Source organism: Calidithermus roseus, from assembly GCF_003574095.1.
Lineage (GTDB): Bacteria > Deinococcota > Deinococci > Deinococcales > Thermaceae > Calidithermus > Calidithermus roseus.
In genome coordinates this window covers 33,564-59,704 of the sequence record NZ_QWLA01000010.1, presented here as the reverse complement: position 1 = coordinate 59,704, position 26,141 = coordinate 33,564, and the positions used below count along the sequence as shown (strand labels likewise).

Sequence of the window (26,141 nt, the reverse complement as noted above, 5' to 3'; positions counted from 1 at the left end):
GGGTTGAAGTTGCGGGGGTCGCGGGGGGCGTTCTCCACCCGCAGCACCTGCTTGTGCTCGAGGCTGGCCCAGCTCAGGCCCATACCCCTGGGAACGCGCGTGTGGGCGTGGCGTTCGAACAGCCCCAGCCACCCGACGCTTTCGAGCCAGTCGGCTTCAGGTTGGCGCAGCAGCACGTGGACGTGGGGAGAGTTCATCAGGCGCGATATCTCCTGCACCAGCAGGGCCACGATCTCCTCCTGGCGGCTGGCCCGGTTGAGGGTCTGGGTCAGGCCCTCGATGATCTCGAACTCGCGCAGCCGGGCCTCGAGCGCGCTGCGCTGGTTCTGGGCCGCCAGCAGGGCGGTGGCTTGCAGGGCATAAAGCCGGGTGGCCTCGAGCGAGGCGGGGGTGAAGGCTTTTTCCCGCGAGCGGTTATCGAGGTGGATGAAAGCGGCTACCTCATTGCCGATGAGCAGGGGCAGGCAGAGGTTGGCCCGGATGCTCCGCACACGCTCGTGGCGCAGCGCAGCCAGGGCCGCGTGGGTGTTAGGCTGCTCGAGGGCCGCAGCCATGAGCTTCTCGAGCGCGGCCCCATTGGCAATGCGGGGTTCGCCGCGCCGCCAGGCTTCCTCGTCGCCGTGCCAGGCGATGACGCTGGCTTCGCTGAACTCCAGTCCCAGGACCTCCGGCGGATAATCGCAGATGGCGATGGTCCGGTAGCGGTGATTGCGCCGGACGATAATCGCCCCGCCTTCGGCGCCTGGAACCACTTCTACGGCAGAACGCAGCAACGAGGGCCAGAGCTCTTCCTCGCGCTGCCCTGCCAGCGCCTGCAAGGTTTCGAGGAGGGCAGTGTAAGCGCTGGCGGCACTCATTGTATGGAAGTATAAGCCCAGCTTTGCCTCTGGCTCGCCTAAGGCGCACACCCTGTCGTGGACGGTGTAACGGTCAGGCCATGAGCCGTCGTCGTGCGCTTAGAGCAGACTAAACGCTTTCAGCTATCGCCTTTAAGCCACCAGCCATCGGCCTCGTGTAGATTGGCTTCATGCACCTGCGTGCCCTGATCCTCGCGGCCTTGCTGGCGTTGGGCACGGGTCTCACCCACCCCGCCGGCGACCTGCTGCAAGAGGCCTTGAAGCTGCTCGAGACCCATTACTTCGGCTACGCCCAGCCCGACTTCAAGGCCCTGGGGGAGCGCTATGGGCGCGAGCTCGAGCAACTGTGCGCCTCGAACCCCGAGTGCGGCTTCGAGGCCGGGCGCAGTGTGGTTGCGCGCCTGGTGCGCGGCATCGGCGACGGGCACACCTATTTCCTCAGCCCCGAGCGTTACAGACAGAGCCTCGACCGCTTCGCGGGCCGGGTTGACCCTACGCCCATCTACGGCATCAGCATGGTCGGCTTCTTCGATGGGCGCGTCCTTATCGGCGATATCAGGCCCCAGAGCGCTGCCGATGTGGCCGGTGTCAGGCCCTTCGACCGGGTTGTGGCGGTGGGCGGCGAAAGCCTGCGCAGCCTCGAGGACTTCCGCAACCGCATTAACACCGACCAGCCGGTGCGCCTGAGCCTGCTGCGCGGAGCCCAGGGTGCCGAGCAGCACCTGGAACTGACCCTGCGCCGCCAGCCCTACACCCTCCCGGTGCTGCCCACCCTCTATGCTCCCAGCGGTGCACCCCAGGGAGTGTTCGTGCTACGCATCCCCGATTTCGCGGTCTACAAGCAGGTAGGACCCAGGGTTCACGCCCTGGTGCGCGAGGCTCAGGGCAAGGGGGCCAGGGCCATCGTGATCGACCTGCGGGGCAACTCCGGCGGTGAGGAGACCGAGTGTGAGAGCGCGCCTGGCGCTTTCGTGGGCAACTTCGCTCTGGAGATGCGCACCAAAACCGCCACCGTGCCTTTTGGCTACGCCGACGGCGCGGTGCTGGGCAACGACCCCAAGGACCCCAACCCCCCCTACCGGCTCGAGCAGCCCGCCCGCTTCAGCGGCAAGGTTGCCGCGCTCATCAACGGCTCGACCGCTTCTTGCGGCGAGATCATGGCCTACGTGCTCCAGCACTTCGGCAAGGTCCCCCTCATTGGCCAGCGCACCGTGGGCGTGATGAACACCGCCACCGAGTTCTGGCCCCTCTCCGACGGCTCAGCCATCGCCATCACCTACGTGCGAACCTTCAAAACCACCGGTGAGCCCCTCCCCGAGTTCGTCACCCCCGACGTCGAGATGCCCTACGAGCCCGAGGTCATCGCCCGCACTGGGCGCGACCCCATGCTGGAGAAGGCGCTCGAGGTGCTAGGGATCAGGTAATTGGATCCCCGGAATCGCCGCTGGCCGGTGGCCGGACGCCCGTGTAGGGCCAGGGTCTGGGCTAACCCGCGGCTCGAGTCGGGCGCAGCCTGCGGGCGATCCACAACCCCAGGCTGATGAGGCCCGCCAGCAAAAACACCAGCACGTAGTCGATGATCGGGATGCGGAGCACCTCGTTGACCTTGGCCCAGCCGCGGTCGCTGTAGACGTACGTCACCCCCGCGCAGTAGAGGGCCAGGATCGCCCACTTAGCCCAGTTCTTCAGGCCCAAGCCGTGCATCTGGGTGATGACCAGGATCCCGGCGAAGCCGAAGGCGAACATGGGCCAGATGCCGTTGCCTTGCAGCACCGCCACGATGGTTCCGTGCAGCAGCACCAGGAACTCGAGGCTGAAGGTCCAGTAGCGGTTGAGGTGGGCGCGGGTGAAGAACAGGCTGCCTTGCAGCATGAGCAAGTAGGTGTAGAAGAAGCCTAGCAGGTGTCCGGCGGTGGCGACGGCGGGGTGGAACCAGAAGGTGTAGATCACCGCCCAGGCGAAGAAGTAGCCGTGGTACCGCCGCACGAAGTCCACGACCTGCCGGCTCAGCGGGGCCGGCTTGCCCCAGAACATCCCCCGCCGCCGGTTCTCCATGATCAGTACCAGCACCAGCAGCACGATCACCGAGCCCTGCGAGGAGAAGATCGAGACGTCCTGGGCCAGCCCGTCGTAGAAGAGGTGAGTCTGAAGTACGTGCAGCACGCCGAATAAGCCGTTGATCGCCAGGGCCCACACGTTGAAGGGGTGTAGCCCGGCGGTGTAGGCGGGGCGCTGCTTCTGCGCGAGATAGATGAGGTACCAGATGGCGAGGTTGTGCAGCAGGTAGGGCACCCAGGCCGAGAGGCGGGTGAGGAGGGTGGGGTCGGGGAGCTGCCAGTAGTACCAGGCCGCGCCCTGGTCGGGGAGTAGCGGGACGCGCTCGAGCCGCTCTCCCAGAAGCCAGATGAGGCCAGTGACCAGGGTGCTGAAGGCGACGCCCCACCACAGCGCGGCGATGGAACTGAGTGGGGATGGGGCTTGCGAGCGGGCTCGAGGCTGTAGGGGATGTTGCATGCTCCGATTTTGCCGCCTCACCGGATGGTTAACCGTGGCAGGGCCTAAATTCCGCGGGCGCGCCCCGATTCGGAGCAGGGCGTTAAGCTAGGGAGCATGAGCAAGTCTCTGGCCCTGATCGCCCACGACGGCAAGAAGGCCGACATGGTTTCCTTCGCCAAGGACCACCGCGAAATCCTCTCGCGCTACAAGCTCATCGCCACCGGGACCACCGGCAGGCTGCTCAGACAGAAGGCGGGGCTCGAGGTCGAGGCCCTGCTCTCCGGGCCGATGGGCGGCGACCAGCAGATCGGGGGGCGGGTGGCCGAGGGAAAAGTGGTCGCCGTGATCTTCCTGCGTGACCCCCTGGCAGCCCAGCCCCACGAGCCCGACGTGCAGGCTTTGATGCGCGTGTGCGACGTGCATAACGTGCCTCTGGCCAGCAACCTGGCCGCTGCCGAAGCCATCCTGGCCTGGTTGCAGAGCGATCTTTCGCGCGACGACCTCGAGCCCGAAAGTGTCTAAGTACAAGTTATCAGGTAAGTTGAGTGCTATAGTATAAAGCATGACACCCCTCGAGTGGATCCAACACATGCTGGAGGTCAACCGCGAAGCCTTGCAGCAGATGCCCTTCCCTCCCGGCATGGCCGAGTACGTGCAGGAGCTGGTGCAGTCCGGCCAGACCGAGCAGATCATCAACCTGATGAAGCTGGGCTTCCTCATTGGCATTCAGCAGGGCGCAGCCCAGGTGAGCGAGCCCCCGATCCAGCGCTCCATCATTCGGGCGTGAGCGGAGGTCGATGGTCGATCTTTCTCGCCGACAGTTGACCGCCGAAAACCAGTACAATCGCCTGCGTGCTGGTGATTCCTGCGGTAGATATCCAACAAGGCCGCGCGGTGCGGCTGTTTGAAGGTAAGCCCGAACTCGAGACCGTCTACTTCGAAGACCCCCTGGAAGCTGCCCTGCACTGGCAAGCCCAGGGGGCTGGGTTATTGCACCTCGTAGACCTCGATGCGGCTACGGGCCGCGGGGAGAACCGCGCGGTAATCCGCCGTATCGCCGAGCGGCTGGAGGTGCCCTTCGAGGTGGGGGGTGGAGTGCGCAGCTTAGAGGCGGCCCGCGCGCTGCTGGAGCTGGGCGCGGGCCGGGTGGTGGTGGGCACGGTGGCAGTCAAGCAGCCGGAGGTGCTGGCGGCCATGCTCGAAGCCTTCGGTCCCGAGCGGGTGGTGGTCAGCCTGGACGCGCGGGGGCTGGAGGTGGTGGTCTCGGGCTGGGCCGAGGGCACCGCGCAGGACGTGCGCGAACTGGCCCGCCGGATGCACCAGTCAGGCGTGCGGACCCTCATCTACACCGACGTGCGCCGCGACGGTACCTTGCAGGGGCTCGACCTCGAGACCGTCGCCAGGGTGCGCGAGGCCTGGCCCAGCTTTCTCATCGCCGGGGGTGGGATCGCCTCCGACGCCGACCTCGAGGGCCTGCAACGCCTGGGGGTGGAGGGGGCCATCACCGGTAAGGCCCTTTACGAGGGCCGGATCGACCTGAGCCGGTGGCTGTGAGGAAGGCCCTCCTTCCCGTCCCCCGGCCCCCTGTTTTTAGGGTTAGACTATCCCCATGATCGTCCTCAACTGGCTGGCCTTCCTCATCGCCCTGGTCGTCGTGGCGGTGAGCTGGGGGCTATACACCTACCAGCCCGAGCTGTTGCTGGGCACGCCCTGGGGGCCGGTGCACGTAGGGGTCCTGCTGGCGGGCTCTTTTGCCCTTGGGGTGCTGGTGATGGCCTTGTACGCCCTGGCCTGGTGGATAGGACTGCGCCGCACCCTGGGCCGCCAGGGACGTGAGCTGCGCCAGGTGCGCAACGAGGTCGAAACCCTCAAGCGCGCGCAGACTCAGGAAGTCTCCGCGGCTCCCGGTCCTGACCAACAGCCTTGAAGACGGCAGAACCTGAAGAGCTCCCTGCCATGATCTGGAAGTTCCGCCCCTGGCCCACGACCTCCGAACTCGAGCCCCTGCTGAAGCTGGGCCTCCCGCCCCTGGCGGCGGCCATCTGCTATAACCGGGGCTTTCGCACCCCTCAAGACCTCGACCCGCCCCTTACCTTGCTGCCCTTACGGGGCCTGGAGGAGGCCGCCAAGCGCGTGTTGCAGGCCCTCGAGCGCGGCGAACGCATCCGCATCCACGGCGACTACGACGCCGACGGGCTCACCGGCACGGCGGTGCTGCTGCTGGGGCTGGGCAGGCTGGGGGCCGACATCCACGCCTTCGTGCCCCACCGGCTCGAGGAGGGTTACGGCGTGCTGATGGACCGCATCCCCGAGCACATCGACGCCTGCGACCTGTTCATCACCGTAGACTGCGGCATCTCCAACCACGCCGAGCTGCGCGAGCTCACCGAGAACGGGGTCTCGGTGCTGGTCACCGATCACCACAGTCCAGGGCAGGTCCACCCTCCGGGCATCCTCGTTCACCCCATGCTCACCCCGGAACTCGAGGGCCAGCCCCACCCCACCGGCTCGGGCGTGGCCTTCTTGTTGCTGTGGAAGATCTATGAAATGCTGGGCAAGCCCGCCCCCATCGAATACGCCGACCTGGCCTGCATCGGCACCATCGCCGACGTGGCCCCCTTGCGGGGCTTCAACCGGGCGTTGGTGCGGCGGGGCCTCGAGCAGCTTCGCCACAGCCAGCACCTGGGGCTGGCCACCCTGGCTGCCGAGCACTGCAAGAGCTACAGCGCAAGCGAAGTGGCCTTCCGTATCGCTCCCCGCATCAACGCCGCCAGTCGCCTGGGGCAGGCCGAGCTGGCCTTGGAATTGCTCACCACCCACGATCCCCTGCAAGCCCGTCCCCTCGCGGATGCCCTGTCCCTGCTCAACGCCCGCCGCCAGCGCATCGAGGAGGAGATGCTCCAGCGCATCTGGCCCACCCTCGACCCCGATGCCCCTGCGCTGGTCATCGAAGACAGCAGTGGGCATCCTGGCGTGATGGGCATTGTGGCCAGCCGGGTGCTCGAGGCCTTCTACAAGCCGGTGTTCATCATCGCCGAGGGCAAGGGCAGCGTGCGCAGCACCCCCGGCATCAGCGCGGTCGGAGCGCTGCGCTTCGCCGCTTCCCACCTCAAGCGCTACGGCGGCCATGCCCAAGCCGCCGGTTTCGCCATCGCCGAGGAGCGCATCCCGGCCTTCCGCGAGGCCATCTACGCCTACGCCTCCCAGTTTCCCCCGCCCCAGCCGGTGATCGAACTCGACGGGGTGCTGGAGGGGGAGGACCTGGAGGCTCTCTACGCTGCCCTGCAACTGCTCGAGCCCTACGGTGAGGGCAACCCCGAGCCGCTGTTCTTCCTCAGCGGCAAGCCCGAGAACGTGCGCACCATGGGCGAGGGGGGCAAGCACCTGTCGTTTCGCCTGGGCGGCCTGCGGGTCGTCAAGTGGAAGGACAACGGCGAACGCCTGCCCACGGGGGAGATCGAACTCGCCGCCAGCCTGACCCACAACGACTGGAATGGAGAACGTAGCCTCGAGCTGCGCGCCCTGGCCTACCGGGAGGCAGGCCAGGCCCGAAGCTGGATTCAGCCCCTGCCCTTCAGGCTCGCCCTCCAGGAAGTGCTGCAAAGCAAAGCGCCCGTTTTCGTCGGTGCAGAGGGGGCTGGGTGGTTTGCCGAGCAGGGCGTTCCGGTGGTGAGCGCCGATCAGGCTGCCTACTGGTTTGCCCTTCCTGAAGAGCCCGTGCGGATTGAGGTGGACGATCCCCTATCGGGACGGGCTACCCCCATGCACCGGGTGGTTCGGCTGGCCCTGAGCGAGAAAGCCCTGGATGCTCTGCGCTCAAAGGCCCAGTCTTACGGTCTGGAGGGATTGGCTAAAAATATGATTTTCGCTTATAAAAACGGTCACCCCCAATTGCTCGCCGATGCTCTGGAAGCCTGGTGGAATCGTACAAAGCCGCTGACTTACGTCTCATAAGCCCTGACCTCAACCACGTGTACACGTAGGCAAAGCATTTTGTCGAACTTGACCACTACGGCCAGCCTGTACGCCCTATAATCGACTTCAAGACCTTGTCTGCGGATTCCTCTCTCGCTTGGCTGTTAGCGACGACCTTGGCTCAACCGACTTACTCGACGGGGTGCTGTGTATGCGTGTATTGATTGGAATTGCCCGGATTGCTTCAGCTTTACTCGGACCAACCGGAATTGGGAAGACTGCCCTGGGACGCTGGATGTGGCGCACTTACAGTGTGGCTTTGCCCAAGGGTGAGAGCTGGGTCGGGGTACACGGCCAGAAGATGTGGCTCAACCTCGACGACCGCACCCAGCTCAGCATTGCCGTGGGGACACACGAGAAGGAGGCATTCGAGCTGTTTCGCGCCATGATCAAGCCCGGCCAGACCATCGTGGACATCGGGGCCAACGTGGGCTTCTACACCCTGGCCGCGGCGCGGGCGGTGGGGCCGCAGGGCCGGGTGATCGCCTTCGAGCCCGAACCTAACAACTGCAAACGCATCCGGCGCAACCTCGAGGCCAACGGCCACCGCAACGTGACGCTCTGCCAGATGGCGGTGAGCGACCGCTCAGGGCGGGCCGAGCTTTTCCTGGGCAGTGATTGCGGCATCCACTCGCTGTTGCGGGAGAGGGCTTCAGGGGAAGCCCTCGAGGTGGAGATGGTCTCGCTCGACGATTATTTCGAGCGCCACGACCTGACCCCCGACCTGATCAAGATCGATGCCGAGGGTGTGGAACTCCAGGTGCTGCGCGGCATGCAGCGCACCCTGGCCCGGCATCCCAACATAGCCGTGATCTGCGAAATCTACGACCCCAACCCGGAGGTCGTGCGCCGCAAAAAAGCCGAGGCGGTGGCCTTGCTCGAGGCCCACGGCCTGCGGGTCAGTGAGGTGGTGGCTTATGAAGCCAGCACCCTGATCTACGCGAGCAGGATGCCACTACCCTCCTTGCAGTCAAAAACGAATATCAGGGGCCCTACCCTGGCTGCGCTGCTCGAGCCCTGGGAGAAGGTTTGTTTGTGGTGGGGGAGCACCGGCTACGTGCCCCTCCCGTTATGAATCGATCAAAAAAGAGGGGGCATGTGCGGACTTCAGGGCTGGCCGTAGGGGAAGATGGGGTCGCAATCACTCGCAGCGCTGGGGAGCATGGTGTTGCCCGCTTTCACGAAACCGTTGGTCTGGTCGAGGTTATAACCCCTTACCCACACCTGCTTTTCGGTGGGCGTGACCACGATGGCAGGCAAATTCTGCCCGCTGCGCTGCACCTTGTTGTCCCCGTTGGTGTCAAGCGCGATGAACCCCACCAATTTCGACCCGTTTGAGAAAAGGTCGAAAGCATCGAGCTCACCGGCTTTGTTGGCCGGATCGGCGCTGGGATCGCTGACGCCGGGTTCCGTGACCCATACCTCGAGCCTGGTGATAAGACCTTTGGCCTCGAACTGGAAGTCCGCGATGGTGTCGCGGTCGGTGCAGAAGGTGGCTTGGGTTTCCAGATTGCTGATCGTAGGCGGCACGGGCCGCACTTCGATGATGCCACAACCGCTGATCAGCGCTGCTACGGCAGGAATGGCCAGAAATTTCCTCATAGATTTCACCTTATTGGCGCTTCATGAACAAGGGGTTAGGGGGGATTAAGCTGCTCCGGCTGTACCTGTTCCAGCCACTCGACCTCGCCTCGGAGGTTGGCCCTGGCAGCTTCCTCGAGCCCGCCGAACGCCTGGGTGACGTAGATTCTGGGGCGAGAGAGGAAGGAGCGAAGCACCCTCAAGCGCCCAGCCCGGTAAGCCTCCGGCGGCAGCCAGGCATATTCTTGGCGGATAGCGCGGCTGTACCTCTGGTACACCGCGCTCTCAGCCCCCAGGATGCTCAGGTCGGCGTCGAGGAGCAGCTGGGTGGCGGGGTCGTCGGAGTGATGGGTTTTGGTGGCCAGCACCATATCGCTGACCCGATGGGCCAGTTCGGGATCGAAGGGCTCGAGCGTGCGCCGCGCCAGTTCGGCGCTCTCTTCCTCGTTGGTGTCGCGTGTGGTGTCGTAGACGGCGTCGTGAAACCACACTGCCAACTCCAGCGCGGCCTGCTCAGCTATGGGATGGGGCTCGAGCGCGCTGAACAGCCATTCGATATGGAAGAGGTTGTGGTAGCTGCGGTGGGGCTCGCCGTAGCGCCGCAGCAGGTCATCGAGGAGGCCGAAGCGAATCTCTTCCGGGGCCTCCAGAGCGCGCATGAGAGCGCTCCAGCGCCGGATGAGGCGTTTGCGCCCGCTGTTGCCGAGGGTGAAGAGGGCCACGAGCCTTTTTTCCGCTAGCTCAGGCGCTCGAGGTTGGCCCGGATGCGCTCGAGCTGGGCCCTGTTCTCGGCCAACCGCTCGCGCTCGGCTTCGACCACCTCGGGCTTGGCCCGCTCCACGAAGCCCGCGTTGGCGAGCTTGGCCTCGGCCTGGGCCACCAACCTTTCCAGCTCGGCGAGCCGCTTTTTCTGGCGCTCGAGGAAGCCCTCGAGGTCGCCTTCGGGGCGCAGGTACACCGTCGTGGCCGAAGTCGCCTGAGCGATGGCCTTCTCGGGAGTTCCGAGGGTGGCTTCGGCCTTGCTCAAAAAGCGGAACAGGGGCAGGTTTTCCATCACCAAGCTGGCTCCAGGTCCGTCCAGGTGCACCCTGATCTCCTGTTGGGGGGCTATACCCAGTTCCGCGCGCAGGTTACGGGTTGCGCTGATGCTCTCCTGCAGGGTCTCGAAGGCCCGTTCGGCCTCGAGGTCCCGCCCGCCGGGCGTGGGCCACGCTTGCAGGGCGAGCTGCTTGGGGTCGCCGGTCAGCGCCTCGTACAGCTCGGAGGTGATGAAAGGCATGATGGGGTGTAGCAGCTTGAGCAGCGTGGCGAGGGTGGCCTCGAGGGTCTTCATCGTCGCCTGGTTGCCCTCACGCAGCGCGGGCTTGGCGGCCTCGAGGTACCAGTCGCAGAACTCGCTCCATACCAGCTCGTAGATCAGGCGGGCCGCGCGCCCCAGGTCATAGGCCTCGTAGGCTTCGGTGATCTCGGCGATGCCTCGGTTGAGCCTCGAGGTCATCCAGCGGTCGGCAAGGGTCAGGTCTTCGCGTTTTGCGTCTTGCGTTCGGCGTAGCGCGTCTTTATTCATCAGCACGAAGCGCGCCGCGTTGTAGAGCTTGTTGGCGAAGTTGCGCCCCTGCTCGTAGCGCCGCTCGTCGTGGCGGATGTCCTGCCCGCCTGTGGCCAGGTAGTCCCAGGCGAAGCGGCAGGCGTCGGCCCCGTACTTGTCGATGAGGTCAAGCGGGTCGATGCCGTTGCCCTTGCTCTTCGACATCTTCTGGCCCTTGGCGTCGAGGTAGAGGCCGTGCAGCACGATGGTGTGGAAGGGGGCTTTGCCGGTGAACTGGTAGCCTGACATCTGCATGCGGGCCACCCAGAAGAAGAGGATGTCGTAGCCCGTCACCAGCACGTCGGTGGGGTAGAACTTCTTGAAGTCGGGGGTCTCGTCGGGCCAGCCCAGGGTGGAAAAAGGCCACAGCGCCGAGGAGAACCAGGTGTCGAACACGTCGGGATCGCGCCTGAGGTTGAGGTGGGCGTAGCGAGGGTCCTTGTCGCAGTCGAGGTCGGGGTTTTCGGGGTCGGGCACGTAGATGTTGCCCTCCTCGTCGTACCAGGCCGGGATTTGGTGACCCCACCAGATCTGCCGTCCGATGGCCCAGTCGCGGATGTTCTCCAGCCAGTCGCGGTTGACCTTCTCCCAGCGCTCGGGTACCAGGCGCATCTCGCCGCGCTCGAGCCCCTCGAGCACCTTCTGGGCCACCGGCTTCATGCGCACGAACCACTGCGTCAGCAGCATGGGCTCGATGGGCTCCTTGGTGCGCTCGGAGAGGGGAAGCTGCACGGTGTGGGTCTCCACGCCCTTGAGGTAGCCCTCGGCCTCGAGCCGCTGGGCCACCTTCTCGCGGGCTTCGAAGCGGTCGAGGCCGCGGAACTCCGCGGGCACCAGCTCGCCCACCAGCTTCGCGTTCAGGTCGATGACGCTGGGCATCTCGAGGCCGTGCCGCAGGCCGATCTCGAAGTCGGCGGGGTCGTGGGCCGGGGTGATCTTGAGCGCACCGGTGCCGAACTCGCGCTCCACGGCTTCGTCGGCGATGATCGGGATGAGCCGGTCGGTGAGGGGAATGCGCACCCGACGGCCCACCAGGCCTTTATAGCGCTCGTCCTCGGGGTGCACCGCCACCGCCACGTCGGCGAAGATGGTCTCGGGGCGCTGGGTGGCGATGCGGAGGCCGCCTAGGTTAGCGGCATCGCCGCTATGGCCTACGGCCATCCCCTGCTCGCCGTCCTCGAAGGGATACTCGAGCACCCAGAGCTGACTCTGGCGCTCCTCGCGGTCGACCTCGAGGTCACTGAGCACCGTCTGGGCCACCGGGTCCCAGTTCACGATGCGCTTGCCGCGGTAGGCTAGCCCCTGATGGTAGTACTCCACGAAGCTGCGCCGCACCGCGCGGGAGAGGCCAGGGTCCATGGTGAAGCGCTCGCGGCTCCAGTCGCAGCTCGCCCCGATGCGGCGTAGCTGGTGCAGGATGGTCCCTCCGTTCTTCTCCTTGAAGGCCCAGACCCGTTCTAAGAACTTCTCCCGGCCCAGGTCGTGGCGGCTCTTGCCCTCCTTGGCCAGCTCCCGCTCGACGAGCACCTGGGTGGTGATGCCGGCGTGGTCGGTGCCGGGGAGGTAGAGCGCCTCGTAGCCCTGCATGCGCTTGAAGCGGATGAGGGTGTCGATGATGGTGTTGTCCAGCGCGTGCCCCAGGTGCAGATTGCCGGTTACGTTGGGCGGGGGAATCACGATGGTGAAGGGCCCTTTGCCCTTACCCGCGTTGAGTTCAGGCTTGAGCGGGTTTTTGGCCCACTCCTCGGCCCAGCGGGGCTCCACGGTCTGGGGGTCGTAGGCCTTGGGAAGTTCCTTGATCATGCAGGTTCCTCCTCGAGATCGTAGAAGTAAAAAGTGGCTCCAGCGGCCTCCGAGTAGAGCATGATGCCATCGAACACGTGTTCGGCGTCGTAGGTTGGGTAGGCCACACCCTCGACATAATCCTTGTCCTCGAAAGCCTGGCTCCAGTTGCCCACGCGCACGGTATTTCCCTCGATGCCCAGCACACCCTCTGCCACGAGCTCGGCTTCGTCTTTCCCGGCGCTGTCCAAGAGCCGCTCGACGCGCGCGCGGCGTCCTTGCAAGCTGCGAAGGGGGTTGTTCAGGGCGGCGAAGGTGGTATCGAATATTTCCCGGAAGGGGACGTGCTCAATGGACACCTTGAGCGCCCAGTCGCCATAGAACCAGGCGTGATGATAGCTTCCCTTCTCGAGGACGGGTTGCCCGAAGCGTTGATGTACCTCCTGGATGAGCGCCTTGCGCTGGGATTTGCTGAAGTGGAGGCCGGCCATCTCGCCTAGATTGGGTCGCTTGAGGGCTTTAGTGATGACGTCCAAGGCTTCCTCGTAGTTGTCACACAGGTTTTCGAAAGGGTGAGAGAGCCCCCGCTGGGGCCACCAGCCTGGGTAGTCCTTGTCCTCCGTGGTGAAGCCGGAAGTGGGGTTTTGCTCCTTGACCTCCTGCTCGAGTTGGCGGTTCCAGTCGGTCGGTTGGTTTTTCATCCAGCCAACCCAGACCTCCCAGTGATCTTTCTTGGCCCATTCCTGTGGAGTCTCGCTCATACCCTCACCTGCCTCCTCAAACAAAAACGCCCGCGCCAATACCGTGCACGGACGAGGAAACCCCCGCGGTACCACCGCGCTTCCCGGCCATACGGCCAGGCACTCGGATGTGCTATTTCGGGCACCCCCGGCAGGATCTACTGGGCCAAAGGCCGTTCTTCCTGCTGGCTCACGGGCGACGTTCGGTTTCTGTTCTCCAGATCGTCTTTCAGCCTATGAACGATCCTCTCTGGGGAGCGGGGAGAAACCTACTCCTCCCGGTCACGGCCTGTTTCAAGTATACACGAGGCTTCTTCCAGGAGTCGTCGATGGCCGATACTCAAACGCTGGGTCTTGCCTACGACATAAGACCTTCGCAGCGCCCTCAGAACCTCCAGCGCCACCTCCTCCGGCTCGAGTCCTTCCGGCGCACTCGAGGTCGGGAAAACCCGCGTGTAGCAGCGCATAAAGCCGCTTGGCGCCCTCACGTTTGGCGGGCAGTCCACGCATCAGCGCGCCGTGATCGAGGTAGCCCGGAGCCAGCAGCTCGTCCACCGCTCCCAGGTCGCCCCGGTTGATCACTTCTTCCACGAACCGCCGGACGATGCTCTTGTTGGCTTCGGACACGCTTCGACCTCCCCAGGGCGCAGTGTGGCAGGGGGAGCGTCAAAAGAAAAGGCTGTCACCCTTCAGCTCCCAGCCATCCGCAAAAAGCGGGAAGCTGGTGGCTTGTGGCCTGAGATCGGGGTCGAGGGCATTTGACATACGACTCCTGGGGATGCCGATCATCACCACACATAAACCCCGTGAGGCAAGTGCCTTTGCACCCCGCCAGATACGCCTAATGTGAGCTTTCCCGCCTTCGGATATCGCTCTGCTCACTATCCTTAGAACGATGAGTGGCGTGAGCGAAGCCTCGGTGCTCGAGGCTCTGAAAACCGTGAATGATCCCGAGCTGCACAAGGACTTAGTCAGCCTCGGGATGGTCGAGAAGGTCGTGGTCGAGGGGAACAGGGTGGGGGTCAAGATCAACCTCACCACACCTGCTTGCCCACTCAAGGGCCAGATCGAGACCGAGGTGCGGGCCGCTCTGGCCCGCATCGGCGTGGATGAGCTCGAGGTGCATTTTGGTGCAACCGTGCGCGCCCCGCAGAACCTGCCCCTGCCGGGCATCAAGCACGTGGTGGCGATTGCCTCGGGCAAGGGCGGGGTAGGCAAGAGCACGGTAGCCGCCAACCTGGCGGTGGCCCTGGCGCAAGAGGGAGCCGCGGTGGGCCTGCTCGACGCCGACATCTACGGCCCCTCGCAGGCCCAGATGTTCGGCACGCAGACCCAGAAGCTCATGGTGGATGACCAAAAGCGCATCGTGCCGCTCGAGCGCTATGGCATCAAGCTGATCACCATCGCCAACATCGTCCCGCCGGGACAGGCCATGGTGTGGCGCGGTCCCATCCTGCACGGCACCCTCAGGCAATTCCTGCACGAGGTGGCCTGGGGCGAGCTCGATTACCTGATCGTGGACATGCCCCCAGGCACCGGCGATGTGCAGCTCTCGCTGGCCCAGCTCACCAAGGTCTCGGGCGGGGTGATCGTGACCACGCCCCAGGACGTCGCCCGTATCGACGCCGAGCGTGCGGCGGACATGTTCAAGCGGGTGCAGGTGCCACTTTTGGGCGTGATCGAGAACATGTCCTACTTCGAGCAAGGGGGAGAGCGGATCCACATCTTCGGCCAGGGGGGTGGGCGCAGGATGGCCGAAGCCCACAAGACGGCTTTCCTGGGTGAGATCCCCATCGCCGTGGCCGTGCGCGAGGCCAGCGACGCCGGGGTTCCGGTGGTGCTCTCGGCCCCCCACAGCCCCGAAGCCCAGGCCCTGCGCGAGGTGGCCCGGGCGCTGGCCGGGCAGCTGTCGGTGCAAAGCTATATGCTCCTGCCCATGGCGTGATGGGACTAAAGGTGCGATCACGGCTTTGGGAAGGGGAGGAGCGATGGTAGGTCTAAGCGACACCAAGCTGAGAATCCTCGAGCACCTGCGGCAATCCCCAGCTACCGTCGCCGAACTCTCCGAACGCATGGGCATCAGCAAGGTGGCGGTGCACCGTCACCTCGAGGACCTCAGCCGCGAGGGGCTGGTGAGGGGCCGGGAGGAAAAGTGCGCGGGCCGGGGCCGTCCCCGTCAGGTGTTCAGCGCCGTGGACGAGCAGACCCCGTATGTCCGGCTGTGCAGCGAGTTGCTCGAGCACATCAACGACCTCTTTGGCCGGGGCGCGGTGCTCGAGGTGCTCTCCTTGCGCAATACCAGGCTGTTGAATGAACTCACTCCCCAGCTCGAGGGCTTGCCGCTGGCAGACAAGCTCTGCCGCTTGGCGGAATACCTCACCGAACAGGGTTATCAGGCCAGGTGCTACCAGCAGGATGGCTACTGGTACCTCGAGCAAAACCGCTGCCCAAAACTGGCCCTCTCCACCGAGCACTACGAGTTTTGTCAAACCGAGCAGGAACTCTACCAGCAACTCCTGGGCCTGCCGGTGGTGCGGGAGGAGCGCATCGCGGCAGGCGGGCGGTGTTGCCGCTATCGCATTGGTTGAGGGTGGGGAGCGTACGCCAAACACCCTTAACCTTGGGCTTCGCGATGAAGCCCATTCGCCTCATACGTTCTCCTTACGGGTATGGGAGAATCCTCCACATGAAACGGCTGCTGCTGGTGGCGCTGGCGATGGGGGCCCTGCTGGGCCTGGCACAGGACAACGTCAACAAAGACCCTGCTTACTGGCTCGAGCTCGGCCTCAAGGCCAATGGCGGCGAGGCGCTCAAGAACCTCAAAAGCCTGAGCTACACCCTCGAGTACAAGCCGCCCTTCACCGACAAGGTCAACGTGCTGAAGGTCTACCTCGACTTCGTGGGCCTGCGCAGCCGCGTCGAGATCGATGGGGCGGTGCGGGTCAACAGTAAGGAGCGCACCTTTACCAAGCGCGGTGACAAGGTGGAGGAGGGAATCTACGTCACCCAGCCGGGAAACTTCATGTGGGACTTGCTGTATGGCGAGTGGCCGGGGCTGCGCTTCGGCAAGGAACGCGACGAGGCCAGCTACGTGATGAACGTGATGTACAAGAACCGGCGCTATCACCAGGTCCTGACCAAGACCAAGGGCGTCTCACAGGGCTTCATGTTCTTCGACGACGGCACCCTCGCCGGCTACTTCACGCCAAGGCAGAACGTCATCACCTTCGAAAAAACCCAGGTCGTAGGCGGAATCACCGTGCCCGTGCAGGCCCTCGAGTTCCGCGAGGGCTTCCCCTACGCCGACCTGCTGTACAAGGACTACCAGATCAACCCCGTCCTCAGCCCCGACCTCTTCAGCAAACCTTGAAACATGCGAGTGGAAATCTGCACCGGCTGCCACGCCTATGGGGGCAGCGAGGAAAGTTTTGGCGCCTGGCTGAAACTGCTGGAAGAACGCTTTGACATCGGCTATTTCGGCGGCGTGGGGAGGGGAGTGGAGGTGGAGTTCGCCTCCTGCCTCTCGCACTGCAACCAGGGTTTTTCGGTGGCGGTGGAGGGTGAGGTGCTGGTGCTGGCCGACCCTGCCGATTTCGCCCTGCTGCTGGCGAGGCTGGAGCGTAGATCCGTTGGGGGACTTGGCCCGGATGGAAACCTGGGGCACCCCTTGATCGGCAAGGCCGAGTGATGCTATGGTGCTGGCGTGAGCCTGGCTCGCACCACCACTACCTAGGCGGCGACTCCCCCGAGTCGTCGCTTGCCCCTGCCTAGATAGGCAGGTTTTTTGTTTAGCGCGTGAGGAGGTCTGGGTGAAAATCGCTATCGTAGGAGCAACGGGAGCAGTTGGACAGGAGCTTTTGCGGGTGCTCGAGCAGCGGAACTTCCCGCTGACCGAACTCCGGCTTTACGCCTCGGCCCGCTCGGCGGGGAAGCGGGTCACGTTCCGAGGCAGGGAGTACCTCATCGAAGCCCTGCCGGAAGGCCCCCTGCCAGTAGACGTGGTGCTCGCGAGCGCGGGCGGCAGCCTCTCTAAGCAGTACGCCCCCACCTGGGCAAAGCAGAGCATCGTCATCGACAACTCCTCGGCCTGGCGCTACGAGGACTGGGTGCCCCTGATCGTGCCCGAGGTCAACGCCCACGCCATCAAGGGGCACAAGAACCTCATCGCCAACCCCAACTGCACCACCGCCATCTTGCTGATGGGGCTCTATCCGCTGCACAAAGCCTTCAGGGCCAAGCGGGTGATCGTGAGCACCTACCAGTCGAGCTCGGGAGCCGGGGCCAGCGGGATGCAGGAATTGCTGGAAGGTACGCGGGCCTGGCTCGAGAACGAGCCGGTCACCAACCAAGTTTTCGTCCACCCCCTGCCCTTCAACGTCATCCCCCACATCGACAGCTTCCAGGACAATGGCTACACCAAGGAAGAGATGAAGGTGCTGTGGGAGACGCAGAAAATCATGGGCGACTACGAGGTGAAGGTCTCGTGCACTGCCGTGCGCGTGCCCACCCTGCGGGTGCACAGCGAGGCCGTGACGGTCGAGTTCGAGCGGCCCGTGACCCCGGAGGCGGCTCGAGAGGTGCTGGCCCAGGCTCCCGGCGTGGACCTGGTGGACGACCCGGCCAACAAGCGCTACCCGCTGCCCCACAGTGCAACCGGCAAGTTCAACGTCGAGGTGGGACGGCTGCGCAAGAGCTTAGTCTTCGATAACGGGCTGGACTTCTTCATCGCAGGTGACCAGTTGCTCAAAGGAGCCGCCCTCAACGCCGTGCAGATCGCCGAGTTGCTGCTCGAGCCCGTGGCAAGATAGCCCTCATGCGTGCGATTCTCGAGGCCACCTGGTACGTCCTGGAAGATCCCCAGGCCCCCGGCGAGCACCTGGTGATGGAGTCGGTAGGCCAGAAACTGGCCCCGGTGTGGCTCTCGCGGGAGGAAGCCGAGACCTTCGTGCGTCAGAGCCCGGCCTCCAGGGGGATGCGGGTGGGGCGGCTGGAGGATCTGGTGCTCAAGGAAGCCTTCCTGGTCGCTCTGGGCCTGCTGGGTGTCCGGCAGCTCGTGGTGGGCTACCAGCCGGGCCGGCCCCAGGCGGTGCTGCTCGAGCGGGCCCAGGCTCTGCGGGAAATCCAGCAGCGCATGAGGGCAGGGCTCGAGGACTCCTGAAGGTCAAATCGCAACTTTGTCTGCGCCGTGGTCGATATACTCTGACTCAGGAGGTATGGCGTGAAAAAACTTCTCGTGCTGTTGGTCCTTCTGCTCACACCGGCCTTTGCCCAAAGCCTGCAAGGCAGCATCGGTGGCCCCTTCGGCCTGAGCGCGGGCATCCGCTTGGGCCTGGTACCCCTGCTGCTCGATGGCCGCCTCTACGCCTCGGGCGGCCCGGTGGGAACGGGCGGAGCCCTGGTGTTTGGCGGCGGGGCCGACCTGCTGGCCAAGATCCCCCTGACCGACCTCTACGCCGGAGGTGGGGTGTTCTTCGGCAACGGCAACTCCCTCTCAATGCTGGGCAGCGGCAACCTCGGCCTGCGCGGCGTGGTGGGCACCTGGCTCAACCTGGGACTGCCGGGTATCGGCTTTTTCATCGAAGCTCATCCCATGGTCTTCTTCGGTAGCAGCACGGGCTTCGGTCTGAGCGGCTCCTTCGGTGTGAACATCGGCTTCTGAGAGCGCCCGATTAAAGCACCCCTCCGGTTTAGGCCGGAGGGGTTTTACTTCACTTGATGATCTGGGCAATGGTGATAGTGCGCGTGCGGGAGGTAGCAGAATGAGAATCCCTGACAAAAAGGTAGAAAGTCCAGGTGCCAAACCCACGCTGCAGGGGATCGAAGCTGGAGCTTCCGTCGGGGTTGGTGGGAAGGTCGCCTAAACCGGCGCACTCGAGCGGCGTCCACTCCGGCTTGCAGGCCGACCAGGCATAGGTGAGGGGGTCACCCTCAGGGTCGTGGGCTACGACCGAGAGGCTGAGAGGCTTCATGGTCTCCACCCGCTGCCCGTCGCCCACTTCGCTGCCGTTTGCGTCCTTGATGTGCATCTCGTCAATGGCCGGGGGCAGGTTGGGCGGCGGGTCCACCACGTTCACGTTCACGCTGGCCTCGGCGATGGCCCCCTGCCGCCCGATGGCCCGCAGGGTCAGGGTGCGAGGGCCGTTGGTGGTGAAGGTCAGGGAAGTGTTGCACCCCGAACCGGGAAACTCGCCGGACACGCTGCTACGCCAGGAAAGGCGCTCGCAGGGCACGTCCAGGCTGGGGGTGCCCTCCCTGGCGAAGCCGGAAAGCTGCACTGTGACGCCCCGGTACACCGTCGCGTTCGGCGCGGGTTGGGTGATGGTCACTTGGGGAATCAGCGTGGGTGGGGTAGCCTTGAAGCGAATCTCCTTGACGTCCTGCACCACCCCGTCCTGCCGCAACTCGATCTCTATGAAGGCGGGGGTCAGGCTGCTGATCTTGTGACCGGCCAGTTCCTCGAGGCTGAACAGCCCGTCGTAGGGGGTGATGGAGGCCAGGCTATACGCCCCCACCGTGAGGCTGCGCTTAGTGGTGCTGGGCAAACCGCCGGCATGCAGGTGCACCAGCACCTCATACTCCAGTGAGCCCCCGGTGAGGTTGACCACGTTGAAGTCCAGCCTGGGATTGGCGCTGCTGGGGATGGCGTGACCCGAGTCGGCGTCGTAGGGGATATAGCCAAAGCCCTGGGCGTCGTCGAAGAGGTATCCGCCCAGGTAGCGGCCATCCCACTTGCTTGTGGAGAGCAAGGTGCCATAAGGGTCGTAGATTCTGAGCGAGGAGGGGGCCAGCTCGAGCGAGCCCCTGCGCTCATTCTCCGGTCGGGGTTCACCGTAGATCACCAGCGTGCCCAGTTCCTCGTTGGGCTCTGACGAGCAACCCTTGGAGGGGTCATTAGGGTCTTTGAGCTTACAGGTCCAGTCCTTGAACTGCTGCCAGCTCATAAAGGGGTGAGTGCCGTTCCAGCGGGCGTTTCCATCGTTGATATAAACCCCCTTGCCGTTGGCCCCGACGATGACGAAGGCGTGGAATTGACGGTCGGAGGTGGTCACCAGCGGGCGCTTGGGACCCAGCCCGAAGAAGCCGGTGGTGAGCTGGATGGCATAGGCAGTGAAGGGAGCGCTGGGCATGAGGTTGGGGTCCCAGCGCAGCCAGCTCCACAGGCGCTGGGGCACCCCGGTGTTCTTTACGAAGTCGCCTACCCAGCCGCTCTGAGCCGGCCCCCAGTCCAGCATGTCGGTGAGGGTGTAGTTGGCCACCCGCCCGGTGGGAGCGTCTTTACGGCCATCGATGCCCGGCAGCGGCTTGAAGTAGTCGATCAGCATGGCCATGGAGGTAGGGCTGCACCAGGGATACCCGGCCTGCCAGTAGAAGGGTACCTGCAAGGGGCTGTCCCCGCCCTCGGTGGGCACCTGCCGCACCCGAACCGGGGTATACAGCCCGCCCCTGGGCACCTCCAGGGTCAGGGGGTTGCCCTGAGCCCGGATCGCGCTCAGCGAGAGGCCGGCGATGGGTCGCACGTAGGTGGCCGGACCCCCGTCCCCGGCGTGCTCAGGGCTGGTCTGGAGGTAGAGGTAATAGGCGGGCTGGCTGTCGGGGGTGTAGGGAGCCTGTAGACTGGCCGGCTGTTTCAGGTTGGCCCCGCCCAGATCCACCCGTACCGCCGGGCCCACGGGCTGCATGGGGTTATCGGCGGGCTCGAGGGGTTTCTCCTTGACCTCCAGCGTCACTGTGGTGTCCTGAGAGAGCGCCGCAGGTGGGATGACCAGCCTGGCTCCGGCGACCTCGAGGCTGCCCCCCTGAGCCGCAGGGACGAAGGCCGATGTGCTGTTGCCCTTGGGTCCGCCCGAGAGGTCGCAGGCTGAAAGGGCCAGCGCCGCCAGCAATCCGATCCAAATTCGCCACATAACAATCCCTCAATAGGTGGGGCTCGAGCCCCACTCCGGCTACCGTGCCTCCAGGGCGGCCAGGCGCTGCTCGAGCGCTTTCAGGCTCGAAAGCTGTTTCTCGAGGGCGGCCAGCCGGTCCTGAAGGGCCTTGTTTTCGCTCTTTAGCTGCCGGTTAAGCTCGTAGAGCCCTTGAATCGCCGCCAGGGCCACCCCCTGTGCGTCGATGCTCGAGATGTGCCTGTCGTCCTCACCGTTCAGGCCGAATGCAGCTTTGAAGTCCTGGGCCATAGGGCCGATGTGGCGCACGCTGGTGGGGTCGGTCTTGTAGTTCCAGCTCTGGATGGGCACGCGCGAGAGCTGCTCGAGGACTTTCAGCGGGTTGACGTCGGCGAAATTGGTCTTGGCACTCCTGTCGCTGTTGTTGTTGTAGCCCTTGCCGTAGTACTGCGCCACCGTGTTCACGTTGCCGTCGGTGTCCACCCAGAACTTGGGAAAGATCGATTCTCTCCCCCAGGCCCGGATGACGTCGCCACTGCCGGCCTGGCTCACGCATAAGGTGCAGCTGCTGCTGTTGTTTGTACCCGAGATGGCGACAGCATCGCCCGTCCTGGCTTCGATTCCGCTGGCCTTGAGTTCGCCGCTCCGGCTCAGGGTCATCAAGGTGGTGCCACCGCCGGGGTCGAAGGTGTTGTCGCTGTGGGCGCCGCCCCGGTACCAGGCGAATCCCCCGCCACCGGCGTGCGCGTCCACCCGGTAGTACATGGTGGCATTCTGAATGCCAATGCCATAGTCGCTCCCAGGGCTGCCCCACAAGTTGAGTTTCTGGCTCACGCTCGAGGGAAAGTTCAAGCCGTTGGCGCTGATGCTCCCGTTGGAGTTGTCGAGGGTGATGTTGGGGGTGTTGTTGGGCTTACGCAAGGTCACGGTGCCGTTGTCGTCGATGCGGAACTCGTCCTCGCCCCCGTTGGAGCCGAAGGCTTTGAGCAACTGCCCGCCTGCCGATTGCTTCTGCAGGACCAAAGCCGCGTCACCGCCCAGCGAGGTGATCTCGGCCCCGATCCCGCTGCTGGGGTTGGTGTTCCTGACCCGCAGCGTGGCGCCCGGGATGCCCACCCCGCCGCCCGAGAGGTCGAGCACCTGGCCGCCGGTTTTTTCCAGCGCGAGCGGCACCGCCACCCCCAGGGGCGTGCCGGCGGTGCCCTCCCCGGCCAGGCTGGTATCGTGCTCGACTTTGACCAGCCCGGCTCCGCCGCTCACTGCCACGCAGTTAGGGGTGCCATCTGCGCCCACCCCACCCATGGCCTGCCCGCTCGCGCAGGGAGTGGTGGAAAGTTTCGCCGTGAAGGCCTGCAAGGGGTCTACCGCGCTCTTGAGTGCGCTAAAGTTGGCGTTCACCTCCGCCGACTTGATGGGGGTGCCTGGGGCGAACGCGTTTGGGATCGTGACTGCCAGCACCCACAGCCCCGAGGCCACCACGAACGCGCCGACGAAGAAATACTTGAGGTTATTACCATTCATACACTCCTCCTACTGCCAGGTCGCCGAGTCCCACTGGCTGCTATCCCAAACCCCGCCCTGAGGTGGCCCCTGGGTGCCACAGCTTCCGGCGGTCAGGAGCAGGGACAGCACTAACGCGATTGCTGCCAGCCAACGTTTCTTCATGCCTTACCTCCTCTGCTTGCTGCTAAACCGAACCCCTGCCCGCACACCACGCAGAAACGCGCGTACGGCGAGGTGATGGGGGCCTGGCAACGGGGACAGGCCTCCAGGAGCCGGGTGCCGTCGTTGGGGCAGTACTTCTCCCCCGAGGCCGCCGGAACCGCTCGGAAGCAACGCGGGCACAGACGGTAAGCAACGCCGATGGTTCCCACGCATTCAAACCCCCTCTGCCCTACAGGGTGGAGGAGGCCCGGTTATCTGCCGGTTAGTTCTTGGGAGGTTTTTGCCGGTCGGTGGGCCTGCTGATCGCCGGGGCCACCCAAGTACGTAGCCCCTGCAAAAGTGCTTGCGAATCACCCTCTAGCCATCGTGCCTGGCTAGCCATCGGCTATTGGCTATTAGTCTAGTCAGGCAGGGTGATGCTCGAGAAACCCCTGCCAATCTTCGGGCAATGCCTCGCCCACCTCTTTCATTCGTTCCCTGGCCTCCTGATAGAGCCTCGAGAGCCCCAGGCGGTTGCCTTCCTGGCGCAGGGCCCGCAGGGTGAGGGCCAGGATTTCGGAGTCGTAGGGCTCGGCAGAGAGCAGAATCTGCCCCAACCGCACGGCTTCGTGAGGCTCGGGCTCGAGCAAGCTTCGGACCCGGCCCGCCAGTGCCTGGTACAGGGCCCCGCGCACGGCCTCGTCACGATCGCCCGAGGCGTCCTCGAGGAAACCCCCGCGCCACAGCCGAGTGTCGCCGGTTTTGAGGAACAACTCGGCGTCGGTCTCCAGCGAGCCCAGGGCGTAGCCGCCCGGAGTGGTGGCGATCACCCCTTGGCCAAGGTGGGTTCTGGCCTGGAACACCGCCTGTTTGAGCAGGTTGGCAGCCTCGGTTTCCGGCAGGCCAGGGTAGAGGGCCTCGAGCAGCTCGAGGGTGCCCACTTCCAAGCGCCCGGCGATGCGGGCTTCTACCAATAGGGCTAGAAGTTCTTTGCGTTTTTGGCCACGGATGGGTTTGCCCCCCAGGAGCATAGAGCCCAAAACCGCGAGGGGTGAAACGCCCGTCAGAGGAGCTTGCGGTGCGGGGGCTGGCTGGGCAAGCTGGGGAAACTCCCGCAAGATCCACTGCTCAAGAGAAGCCCAACCCCGGCTTCTGGCCCGCTCGAGCCGCATCGAAACACCGCTTAGGTTCCCCGTCAGCCAGTCGATTTTCACCCCCACCCATTCCAGCATGAGAAGATCGCCGATTCGGTCGGCGATGGAGTAGGCTTCGCGGAGGTCTTGCAGGGCTCGCTCAGGCTGGCCCAACCGCTCCAGGGCTTCGGCTCGAGCATCCAAGTACATTCCCAGAAGCTGTGGATAGTTACCCTGGCGCAACTGCGCGATAGATTCCTCGGCGGCGGCCAAACCCTCTGCCGGGCGGCCCGCGTAAATCAGGGCATAGATCATCTGAATCTTGGCGTTGATCTTAGCTCTTGGACTTTTGAGCGTTTCGGCGAGAGCACACGCCTCCCTGGCGTATTTCAGGCCGAGCTGGGTGCTGAGGGGGGTTCCTCGGGAGCTATAGAGCCAGGCCAGGGAATTGAGCACGCTGCCCAGGAAATCCGAGGCATCCAGGCGGCGCAGGTATTCTAGCGCCTCGAGGTGGTAGTCCTCGGCGACCTGATCCTGATTCAGTTGCAAAAGGCTGGCCGCCATGTGGTTTTTCAAGATGGCACACCACCGCCCATCCCCCAGGTTCGAAAATACCTCGTAGGCTTCCTGAAACGCGCCCAGGGCTTCGGCAAAACGGGCCGAGTAATGGAGGATGATTCCTTTACGGTGCAGTGCAAGAGCTATATCTCGGGGGGCTTCGTACTGTCTGAGACTGCTCAGCGCTGCTTCGACCAAGGCCAGCGATGGCTCGAACTGGCCGAGAAAAAATTTGGCCCTCGCCAGATTGACTTGCAATTTAGCGCGTTCAAAGTTGGTCAGATTAGGCCGCATGAGCACTGCATCAATCCAGGTTTGGCTTTGCTCAAACTGGCCCAAAGCAAGCATTGCATCCGACACCAAGGCCACGGTGTCGGCCTTGGCTTGAGGGTGAAGCTGGGGATGCCTCTCCCACAGCTCCACCACTCCAGCATGATCATCCAAGATGGCTTTCAGGTGGATCAGGCGCAACAACCAAGCCGAGCCCTGTCGCAAGCTTTCTGGCAGCGTCTGCAACACCCGCTCGACCTCGGCTTGCTGCCCCTTGTGGGCCAATAATTCTGCTAGGAGATAGGTGGCTTCGACATCATCGGATCGCGAACGCAATACCAGTTCCAACAGTTTGACCGCTCGAGGCAAATCGGCAGATCGCAGAATTCGAGCGGCCTCGAGCGCCAACCTCCCCCGCTCCTCCCCCTGGGCATATTCCACTGCCCGAGCCACGAACCGCGCGGCCTGGACCTCATTTCCTCGCCTCTTAGCGCTCTGGGCCGCCTGCAAGAGCCACTCTTTGGCCTGCTCGGGCTCGAGCCCGGCTTCCTCCACGAACCCTGCCGCTGCTTCGGGGTCACCGGCCAGAGCCTCCAGGGCTCTTCGCGCCAGGGCCTGCTTGCGCTCGGGGCGCAGGGTCCCCCGCCGCACCTCGCGGAAGAGCGGGTGGGCGAAGTCGGAACCCCGCAGGATTCCTTGCTCCAGCAGCCTGGCTCTGGCTTCCTCGAGATCGGCGGGCCCAAGCCCGGCCACCCTGGCCCACAGCTCTTCGGAGGCTTCCGGGGGCAGGATGGCCCTCGCTTCGAAGGCTTTGCGAACCGCCGCCGAGCCCGGGACCTCCAGGATCTGCCGCTCGAGCAGGGCCTCCACCGTGAGGGGGATCAGGTCCTGGGTTGGGGTGCGCCAGTGCCAGCGGGTGCGGTCATTCCAGAGAAAGCCCTGCCGGGCCAGATAGCGCAGGTACTCTAGGGTGAACAGCGGGTTTCCCCTCGCCCGAGCGTAGATCCAGCGGGTAGCCTCCTCGGGCAGCGAGGCCCCCACTTCGTTCTCGAGCAGCGCCCTCGAGGCTTCCGGCTCCAAGGGTTCTAAGCGCACGGCCTCGAAGGGTTGGGGCGGCTGCATCCGGCTCGTGACCAGCAGGGCCACGCCCCTGGTACGGCCTGCCCGCTGGGCCAGCATCCCGACCAGCTCGAGCCGCTGTGCCTCGGCCTCATGCAGGTCCTCCAGGTGCACGATCACCGGAGCCAGCGCCGCCAGCAAGGCTCCCAGCGCGTCGGCGACCTGGGAAGCTTCGGCAAACTCGCCCCTGGTCAGGCGCTCGAGCACCCGCTGCGCCCACAGGGGAAGCCTGCCAGGCTTGGAAAGGGCCGAGGCCAGTCCGGCCAGCTCCGCCAGCGGCGCGGTGGCGTGGAGGCTGAAGCCCTTGCAAGCCGTCTCACCCAGCAAGCGCCGGGCCGTCCAGCTCTTTCCAACCCCAGCCTCCCCCCACAATCCCAGGGCCAGACCCACCCGCTTGGCAGCCACCGGCCTCAGCCGGCCCAGCCAGCCGGAGAACCCGGCTGGGGTGACGAGGGTTTGGCTCAGATGCGCCGCCATTCAATCCCCCCGAACTCCACACTCCGCGCAGGGGTTGA

The 26,141-nt window shown here is 64.7% G+C and carries 24 protein-coding genes, 1 pseudogene and 1 other annotated feature; of the genes and pseudogenes, 14 read left to right on the top strand and 11 right to left on the bottom strand.

All coding sequences use genetic code 11. The features are described from left to right. Positions 1–857 (bottom strand): annotated as a pseudogene (locus Mrose_RS04320) (GAF domain-containing protein); the annotation flags it as partial. Positions 858–1,027: 170 nt separating this feature from the next. Here Mrose_RS04320 and Mrose_RS04315 point away from each other — a divergent pair. Continuing rightward, positions 1,028–2,281 carry a S41 family peptidase gene (locus Mrose_RS04315; protein WP_119276201.1) on the top strand — a complete coding sequence of 418 codons (1,254 nt, stop codon included), beginning with the start codon at positions 1,028–1,030 and terminating at the stop codon, positions 2,279–2,281. A 61-nt stretch (positions 2,282–2,342) separates the two neighbouring features. Here the strand turns inward: Mrose_RS04315 and Mrose_RS04310 are convergent, their stop codons facing one another. Then, entirely contained in the window at positions 2,343–3,371 is a 1,029-nt protein-coding gene (locus tag Mrose_RS04310; RefSeq protein ID WP_119276200.1) for a hypothetical protein, read from the bottom strand. Between the two features lie 96 nt (positions 3,372–3,467). Here Mrose_RS04310 and mgsA point away from each other — a divergent pair, with 96 nt between their 5' ends. The 6 genes from mgsA to Mrose_RS04280 all read left to right on the top strand — a co-directional run bounded on the left by mgsA (position 3,468) and on the right by Mrose_RS04280 (position 8,403). Continuing rightward, the gene (gene mgsA, locus Mrose_RS04305; protein ID WP_119276199.1) at positions 3,468–3,875 is read left to right on the top strand and encodes a methylglyoxal synthase; all 408 of its coding nucleotides are present in this window, start codon (positions 3,468–3,470) and stop codon (positions 3,873–3,875) included. Between the two features lie 40 nt (positions 3,876–3,915). Beyond that, on the top strand, positions 3,916–4,140 hold the full coding sequence (locus Mrose_RS04300; RefSeq protein WP_119276198.1) for a hypothetical protein: 225 nt from the start codon (positions 3,916–3,918) through the stop codon (positions 4,138–4,140). A 65-nt stretch (positions 4,141–4,205) separates the two neighbouring features. Continuing rightward, positions 4,206–4,907, top strand: coding sequence for a 1-(5-phosphoribosyl)-5-[(5-phosphoribosylamino)methylideneamino]imidazole-4-carboxamide isomerase (hisA, locus tag Mrose_RS04295; RefSeq protein ID WP_119276197.1), 702 nt, complete (start codon positions 4,206–4,208; stop codon positions 4,905–4,907). A 55-nt stretch (positions 4,908–4,962) separates the two neighbouring features. Next, a complete protein-coding gene (locus Mrose_RS04290) occupies positions 4,963–5,280 on the top strand; it encodes a LapA family protein (RefSeq protein ID WP_119276196.1) in 318 nt (105 codons plus the stop codon). Positions 5,281–5,309: 29 nt separating this feature from the next. After that, a complete protein-coding gene (locus Mrose_RS04285; RefSeq protein ID WP_119276195.1) occupies positions 5,310–7,307 on the top strand; it encodes a single-stranded-DNA-specific exonuclease RecJ in 1,998 nt (665 codons plus the stop codon). Positions 7,308–7,563: 256 nt separating this feature from the next. Continuing rightward, complete coding sequence (locus tag Mrose_RS04280; RefSeq protein ID WP_182482667.1) at positions 7,564–8,403, top strand: FkbM family methyltransferase; 840 nt, start codon at positions 7,564–7,566, stop codon at positions 8,401–8,403. 32 nt (positions 8,404–8,435) lie between these two features. On the opposite strand, the gene Mrose_RS04275 is transcribed toward Mrose_RS04280, so the two are convergent. From Mrose_RS04275 to Mrose_RS04260, 4 genes are read right to left on the bottom strand one after another with little or no spacing between them, the layout of a single operon-like run. Then, entirely contained in the window at positions 8,436–8,930 is a 495-nt protein-coding gene (locus tag Mrose_RS04275; protein WP_119276193.1) for a hypothetical protein, read from the bottom strand. 35 nt (positions 8,931–8,965) lie between these two features. Further along, positions 8,966–9,631 (bottom strand): HD domain-containing protein, encoded by a 666-nt coding sequence (locus tag Mrose_RS04270; protein ID WP_119276192.1) that lies wholly within the window; start codon positions 9,629–9,631, stop codon positions 8,966–8,968. Positions 9,632–9,645: 14 nt separating this feature from the next. Next, the gene (locus Mrose_RS04265) at positions 9,646–12,300 is read right to left on the bottom strand and encodes a valine--tRNA ligase (RefSeq protein ID WP_119276191.1); all 2,655 of its coding nucleotides are present in this window, start codon (positions 12,298–12,300) and stop codon (positions 9,646–9,648) included. After that, positions 12,297–12,980 (bottom strand): hypothetical protein, encoded by a 684-nt coding sequence (locus Mrose_RS04260; RefSeq protein ID WP_119276190.1) that lies wholly within the window; start codon positions 12,978–12,980, stop codon positions 12,297–12,299. The genes Mrose_RS04265 and Mrose_RS04260 overlap by 4 nt, the downstream gene beginning before the upstream one ends. Before the next feature lie 104 nt (positions 12,981–13,084). Then, positions 13,085–13,314, bottom strand: a binding site (T-box leader). Positions 13,315–13,914: 600 nt separating this feature from the next. Here Mrose_RS04260 and Mrose_RS04255 point away from each other — a divergent pair. The 7 genes from Mrose_RS04255 (at position 13,915) to Mrose_RS04225 (ending at position 18,678) form a co-directional block, all read left to right on the top strand. Then, positions 13,915–14,964 (top strand): Mrp/NBP35 family ATP-binding protein, encoded by a 1,050-nt coding sequence (locus Mrose_RS04255; protein ID WP_119276189.1) that lies wholly within the window; start codon positions 13,915–13,917, stop codon positions 14,962–14,964. 43 nt (positions 14,965–15,007) lie between these two features. Next, positions 15,008–15,607: a helix-turn-helix transcriptional regulator gene (locus Mrose_RS04250; protein WP_119276188.1), complete on the top strand. Its 600-nt coding sequence runs from the start codon at positions 15,008–15,010 to the stop codon at positions 15,605–15,607. A gap of 98 nt (positions 15,608–15,705) precedes the next feature. Next, positions 15,706–16,389 (top strand): hypothetical protein, encoded by a 684-nt coding sequence (locus Mrose_RS04245; protein ID WP_119276187.1) that lies wholly within the window; start codon positions 15,706–15,708, stop codon positions 16,387–16,389. Between the two features lie 3 nt (positions 16,390–16,392). Further along, positions 16,393–16,707, top strand: coding sequence for a (2Fe-2S) ferredoxin domain-containing protein (locus Mrose_RS04240; protein ID WP_182482666.1), 315 nt, complete (start codon positions 16,393–16,395; stop codon positions 16,705–16,707). 121 nt (positions 16,708–16,828) lie between these two features. Continuing rightward, positions 16,829–17,827: an aspartate-semialdehyde dehydrogenase gene (locus Mrose_RS04235; protein ID WP_119276186.1), complete on the top strand. Its 999-nt coding sequence runs from the start codon at positions 16,829–16,831 to the stop codon at positions 17,825–17,827. 5 nt (positions 17,828–17,832) lie between these two features. Continuing rightward, positions 17,833–18,177, top strand: a complete 345-nt coding sequence (locus Mrose_RS04230) for a DUF3234 domain-containing protein (RefSeq protein WP_119276185.1) — start codon at positions 17,833–17,835, stop codon at positions 18,175–18,177. A gap of 60 nt (positions 18,178–18,237) precedes the next feature. Beyond that, complete coding sequence (locus Mrose_RS04225; protein ID WP_119276184.1) at positions 18,238–18,678, top strand: hypothetical protein; 441 nt, start codon at positions 18,238–18,240, stop codon at positions 18,676–18,678. A gap of 49 nt (positions 18,679–18,727) precedes the next feature. Here Mrose_RS04225 and Mrose_RS04220 read toward each other — a convergent pair whose 3' ends face one another. From Mrose_RS04220 to Mrose_RS04205, 5 genes are all read right to left on the bottom strand, one after another. Next, positions 18,728–20,923, bottom strand: coding sequence for a cysteine peptidase family C39 domain-containing protein (locus Mrose_RS04220; protein ID WP_147371569.1), 2,196 nt, complete (start codon positions 20,921–20,923; stop codon positions 18,728–18,730). 39 nt (positions 20,924–20,962) lie between these two features. Further along, positions 20,963–22,423, bottom strand: a complete 1,461-nt coding sequence (locus tag Mrose_RS04215; RefSeq protein ID WP_119276182.1) for a tail fiber domain-containing protein — start codon at positions 22,421–22,423, stop codon at positions 20,963–20,965. Between the two features lie 9 nt (positions 22,424–22,432). After that, entirely contained in the window at positions 22,433–22,567 is a 135-nt protein-coding gene (locus Mrose_RS19615) for a hypothetical protein (protein ID WP_275052654.1), read from the bottom strand. Then, the gene (locus Mrose_RS19760; protein ID WP_119276181.1) at positions 22,564–22,776 is read right to left on the bottom strand and encodes a double zinc ribbon domain-containing protein; all 213 of its coding nucleotides are present in this window, start codon (positions 22,774–22,776) and stop codon (positions 22,564–22,566) included. The genes Mrose_RS19615 and Mrose_RS19760 overlap by 4 nt, the downstream gene beginning before the upstream one ends. 195 nt (positions 22,777–22,971) lie before the next feature. Further along, complete coding sequence (locus Mrose_RS04205) at positions 22,972–26,103, bottom strand: ATP-binding protein (protein WP_119276180.1); 3,132 nt, start codon at positions 26,101–26,103, stop codon at positions 22,972–22,974. Between the last annotated feature and the right edge of the window lie 38 nt (positions 26,104–26,141).

Excerpts from the sequence above, each read along its gene's own strand:
- Mrose_RS04315 (WP_119276201.1), top strand. The coding sequence starts at position 1,028 with ATGCACCTGCGTGCCCTGATCCTCGCGGCCTTGCTGGCGTTGGGCACG.
- Mrose_RS04310 (WP_119276200.1), bottom strand. The coding sequence starts at position 3,371 with ATGCAACATCCCCTACAGCCTCGAGCCCGCTCGCAAGCCCCATCCCCA.
- mgsA (WP_119276199.1), top strand. The coding sequence starts at position 3,468 with ATGAGCAAGTCTCTGGCCCTGATCGCCCACGACGGCAAGAAGGCCGAC.
- Mrose_RS04300 (WP_119276198.1), top strand. The coding sequence starts at position 3,916 with ATGACACCCCTCGAGTGGATCCAACACATGCTGGAGGTCAACCGCGAA.
- Mrose_RS04290 (WP_119276196.1), top strand. The coding sequence starts at position 4,963 with ATGATCGTCCTCAACTGGCTGGCCTTCCTCATCGCCCTGGTCGTCGTG.
- Mrose_RS04285 (WP_119276195.1), top strand. The coding sequence starts at position 5,310 with ATGATCTGGAAGTTCCGCCCCTGGCCCACGACCTCCGAACTCGAGCCC.
- Mrose_RS04280 (WP_182482667.1), top strand. The coding sequence starts at position 7,564 with ATGTGGCGCACTTACAGTGTGGCTTTGCCCAAGGGTGAGAGCTGGGTC.
- Mrose_RS04275 (WP_119276193.1), bottom strand. The coding sequence starts at position 8,930 with ATGAGGAAATTTCTGGCCATTCCTGCCGTAGCAGCGCTGATCAGCGGT.
- Mrose_RS04265 (WP_119276191.1), bottom strand. The coding sequence starts at position 12,300 with ATGATCAAGGAACTTCCCAAGGCCTACGACCCCCAGACCGTGGAGCCC.
- Mrose_RS04260 (WP_119276190.1), bottom strand. The coding sequence starts at position 12,980 with ATGAAAAACCAACCGACCGACTGGAACCGCCAACTCGAGCAGGAGGTC.
- Mrose_RS04255 (WP_119276189.1), top strand. The coding sequence starts at position 13,915 with ATGAGTGGCGTGAGCGAAGCCTCGGTGCTCGAGGCTCTGAAAACCGTG.
- Mrose_RS04250 (WP_119276188.1), top strand. The coding sequence starts at position 15,008 with ATGGTAGGTCTAAGCGACACCAAGCTGAGAATCCTCGAGCACCTGCGG.
- Mrose_RS04245 (WP_119276187.1), top strand. The coding sequence starts at position 15,706 with ATGAAACGGCTGCTGCTGGTGGCGCTGGCGATGGGGGCCCTGCTGGGC.
- Mrose_RS04240 (WP_182482666.1), top strand. The coding sequence starts at position 16,393 with ATGCGAGTGGAAATCTGCACCGGCTGCCACGCCTATGGGGGCAGCGAG.
- Mrose_RS04230 (WP_119276185.1), top strand. The coding sequence starts at position 17,833 with ATGCGTGCGATTCTCGAGGCCACCTGGTACGTCCTGGAAGATCCCCAG.
- Mrose_RS04220 (WP_147371569.1), bottom strand. The coding sequence starts at position 20,923 with ATGTGGCGAATTTGGATCGGATTGCTGGCGGCGCTGGCCCTTTCAGCC.
- Mrose_RS04215 (WP_119276182.1), bottom strand. The coding sequence starts at position 22,423 with ATGAATGGTAATAACCTCAAGTATTTCTTCGTCGGCGCGTTCGTGGTG.
- Mrose_RS19615 (WP_275052654.1), bottom strand. The coding sequence starts at position 22,567 with ATGAAGAAACGTTGGCTGGCAGCAATCGCGTTAGTGCTGTCCCTGCTC.
- Mrose_RS04205 (WP_119276180.1), bottom strand. The coding sequence starts at position 26,103 with ATGGCGGCGCATCTGAGCCAAACCCTCGTCACCCCAGCCGGGTTCTCC.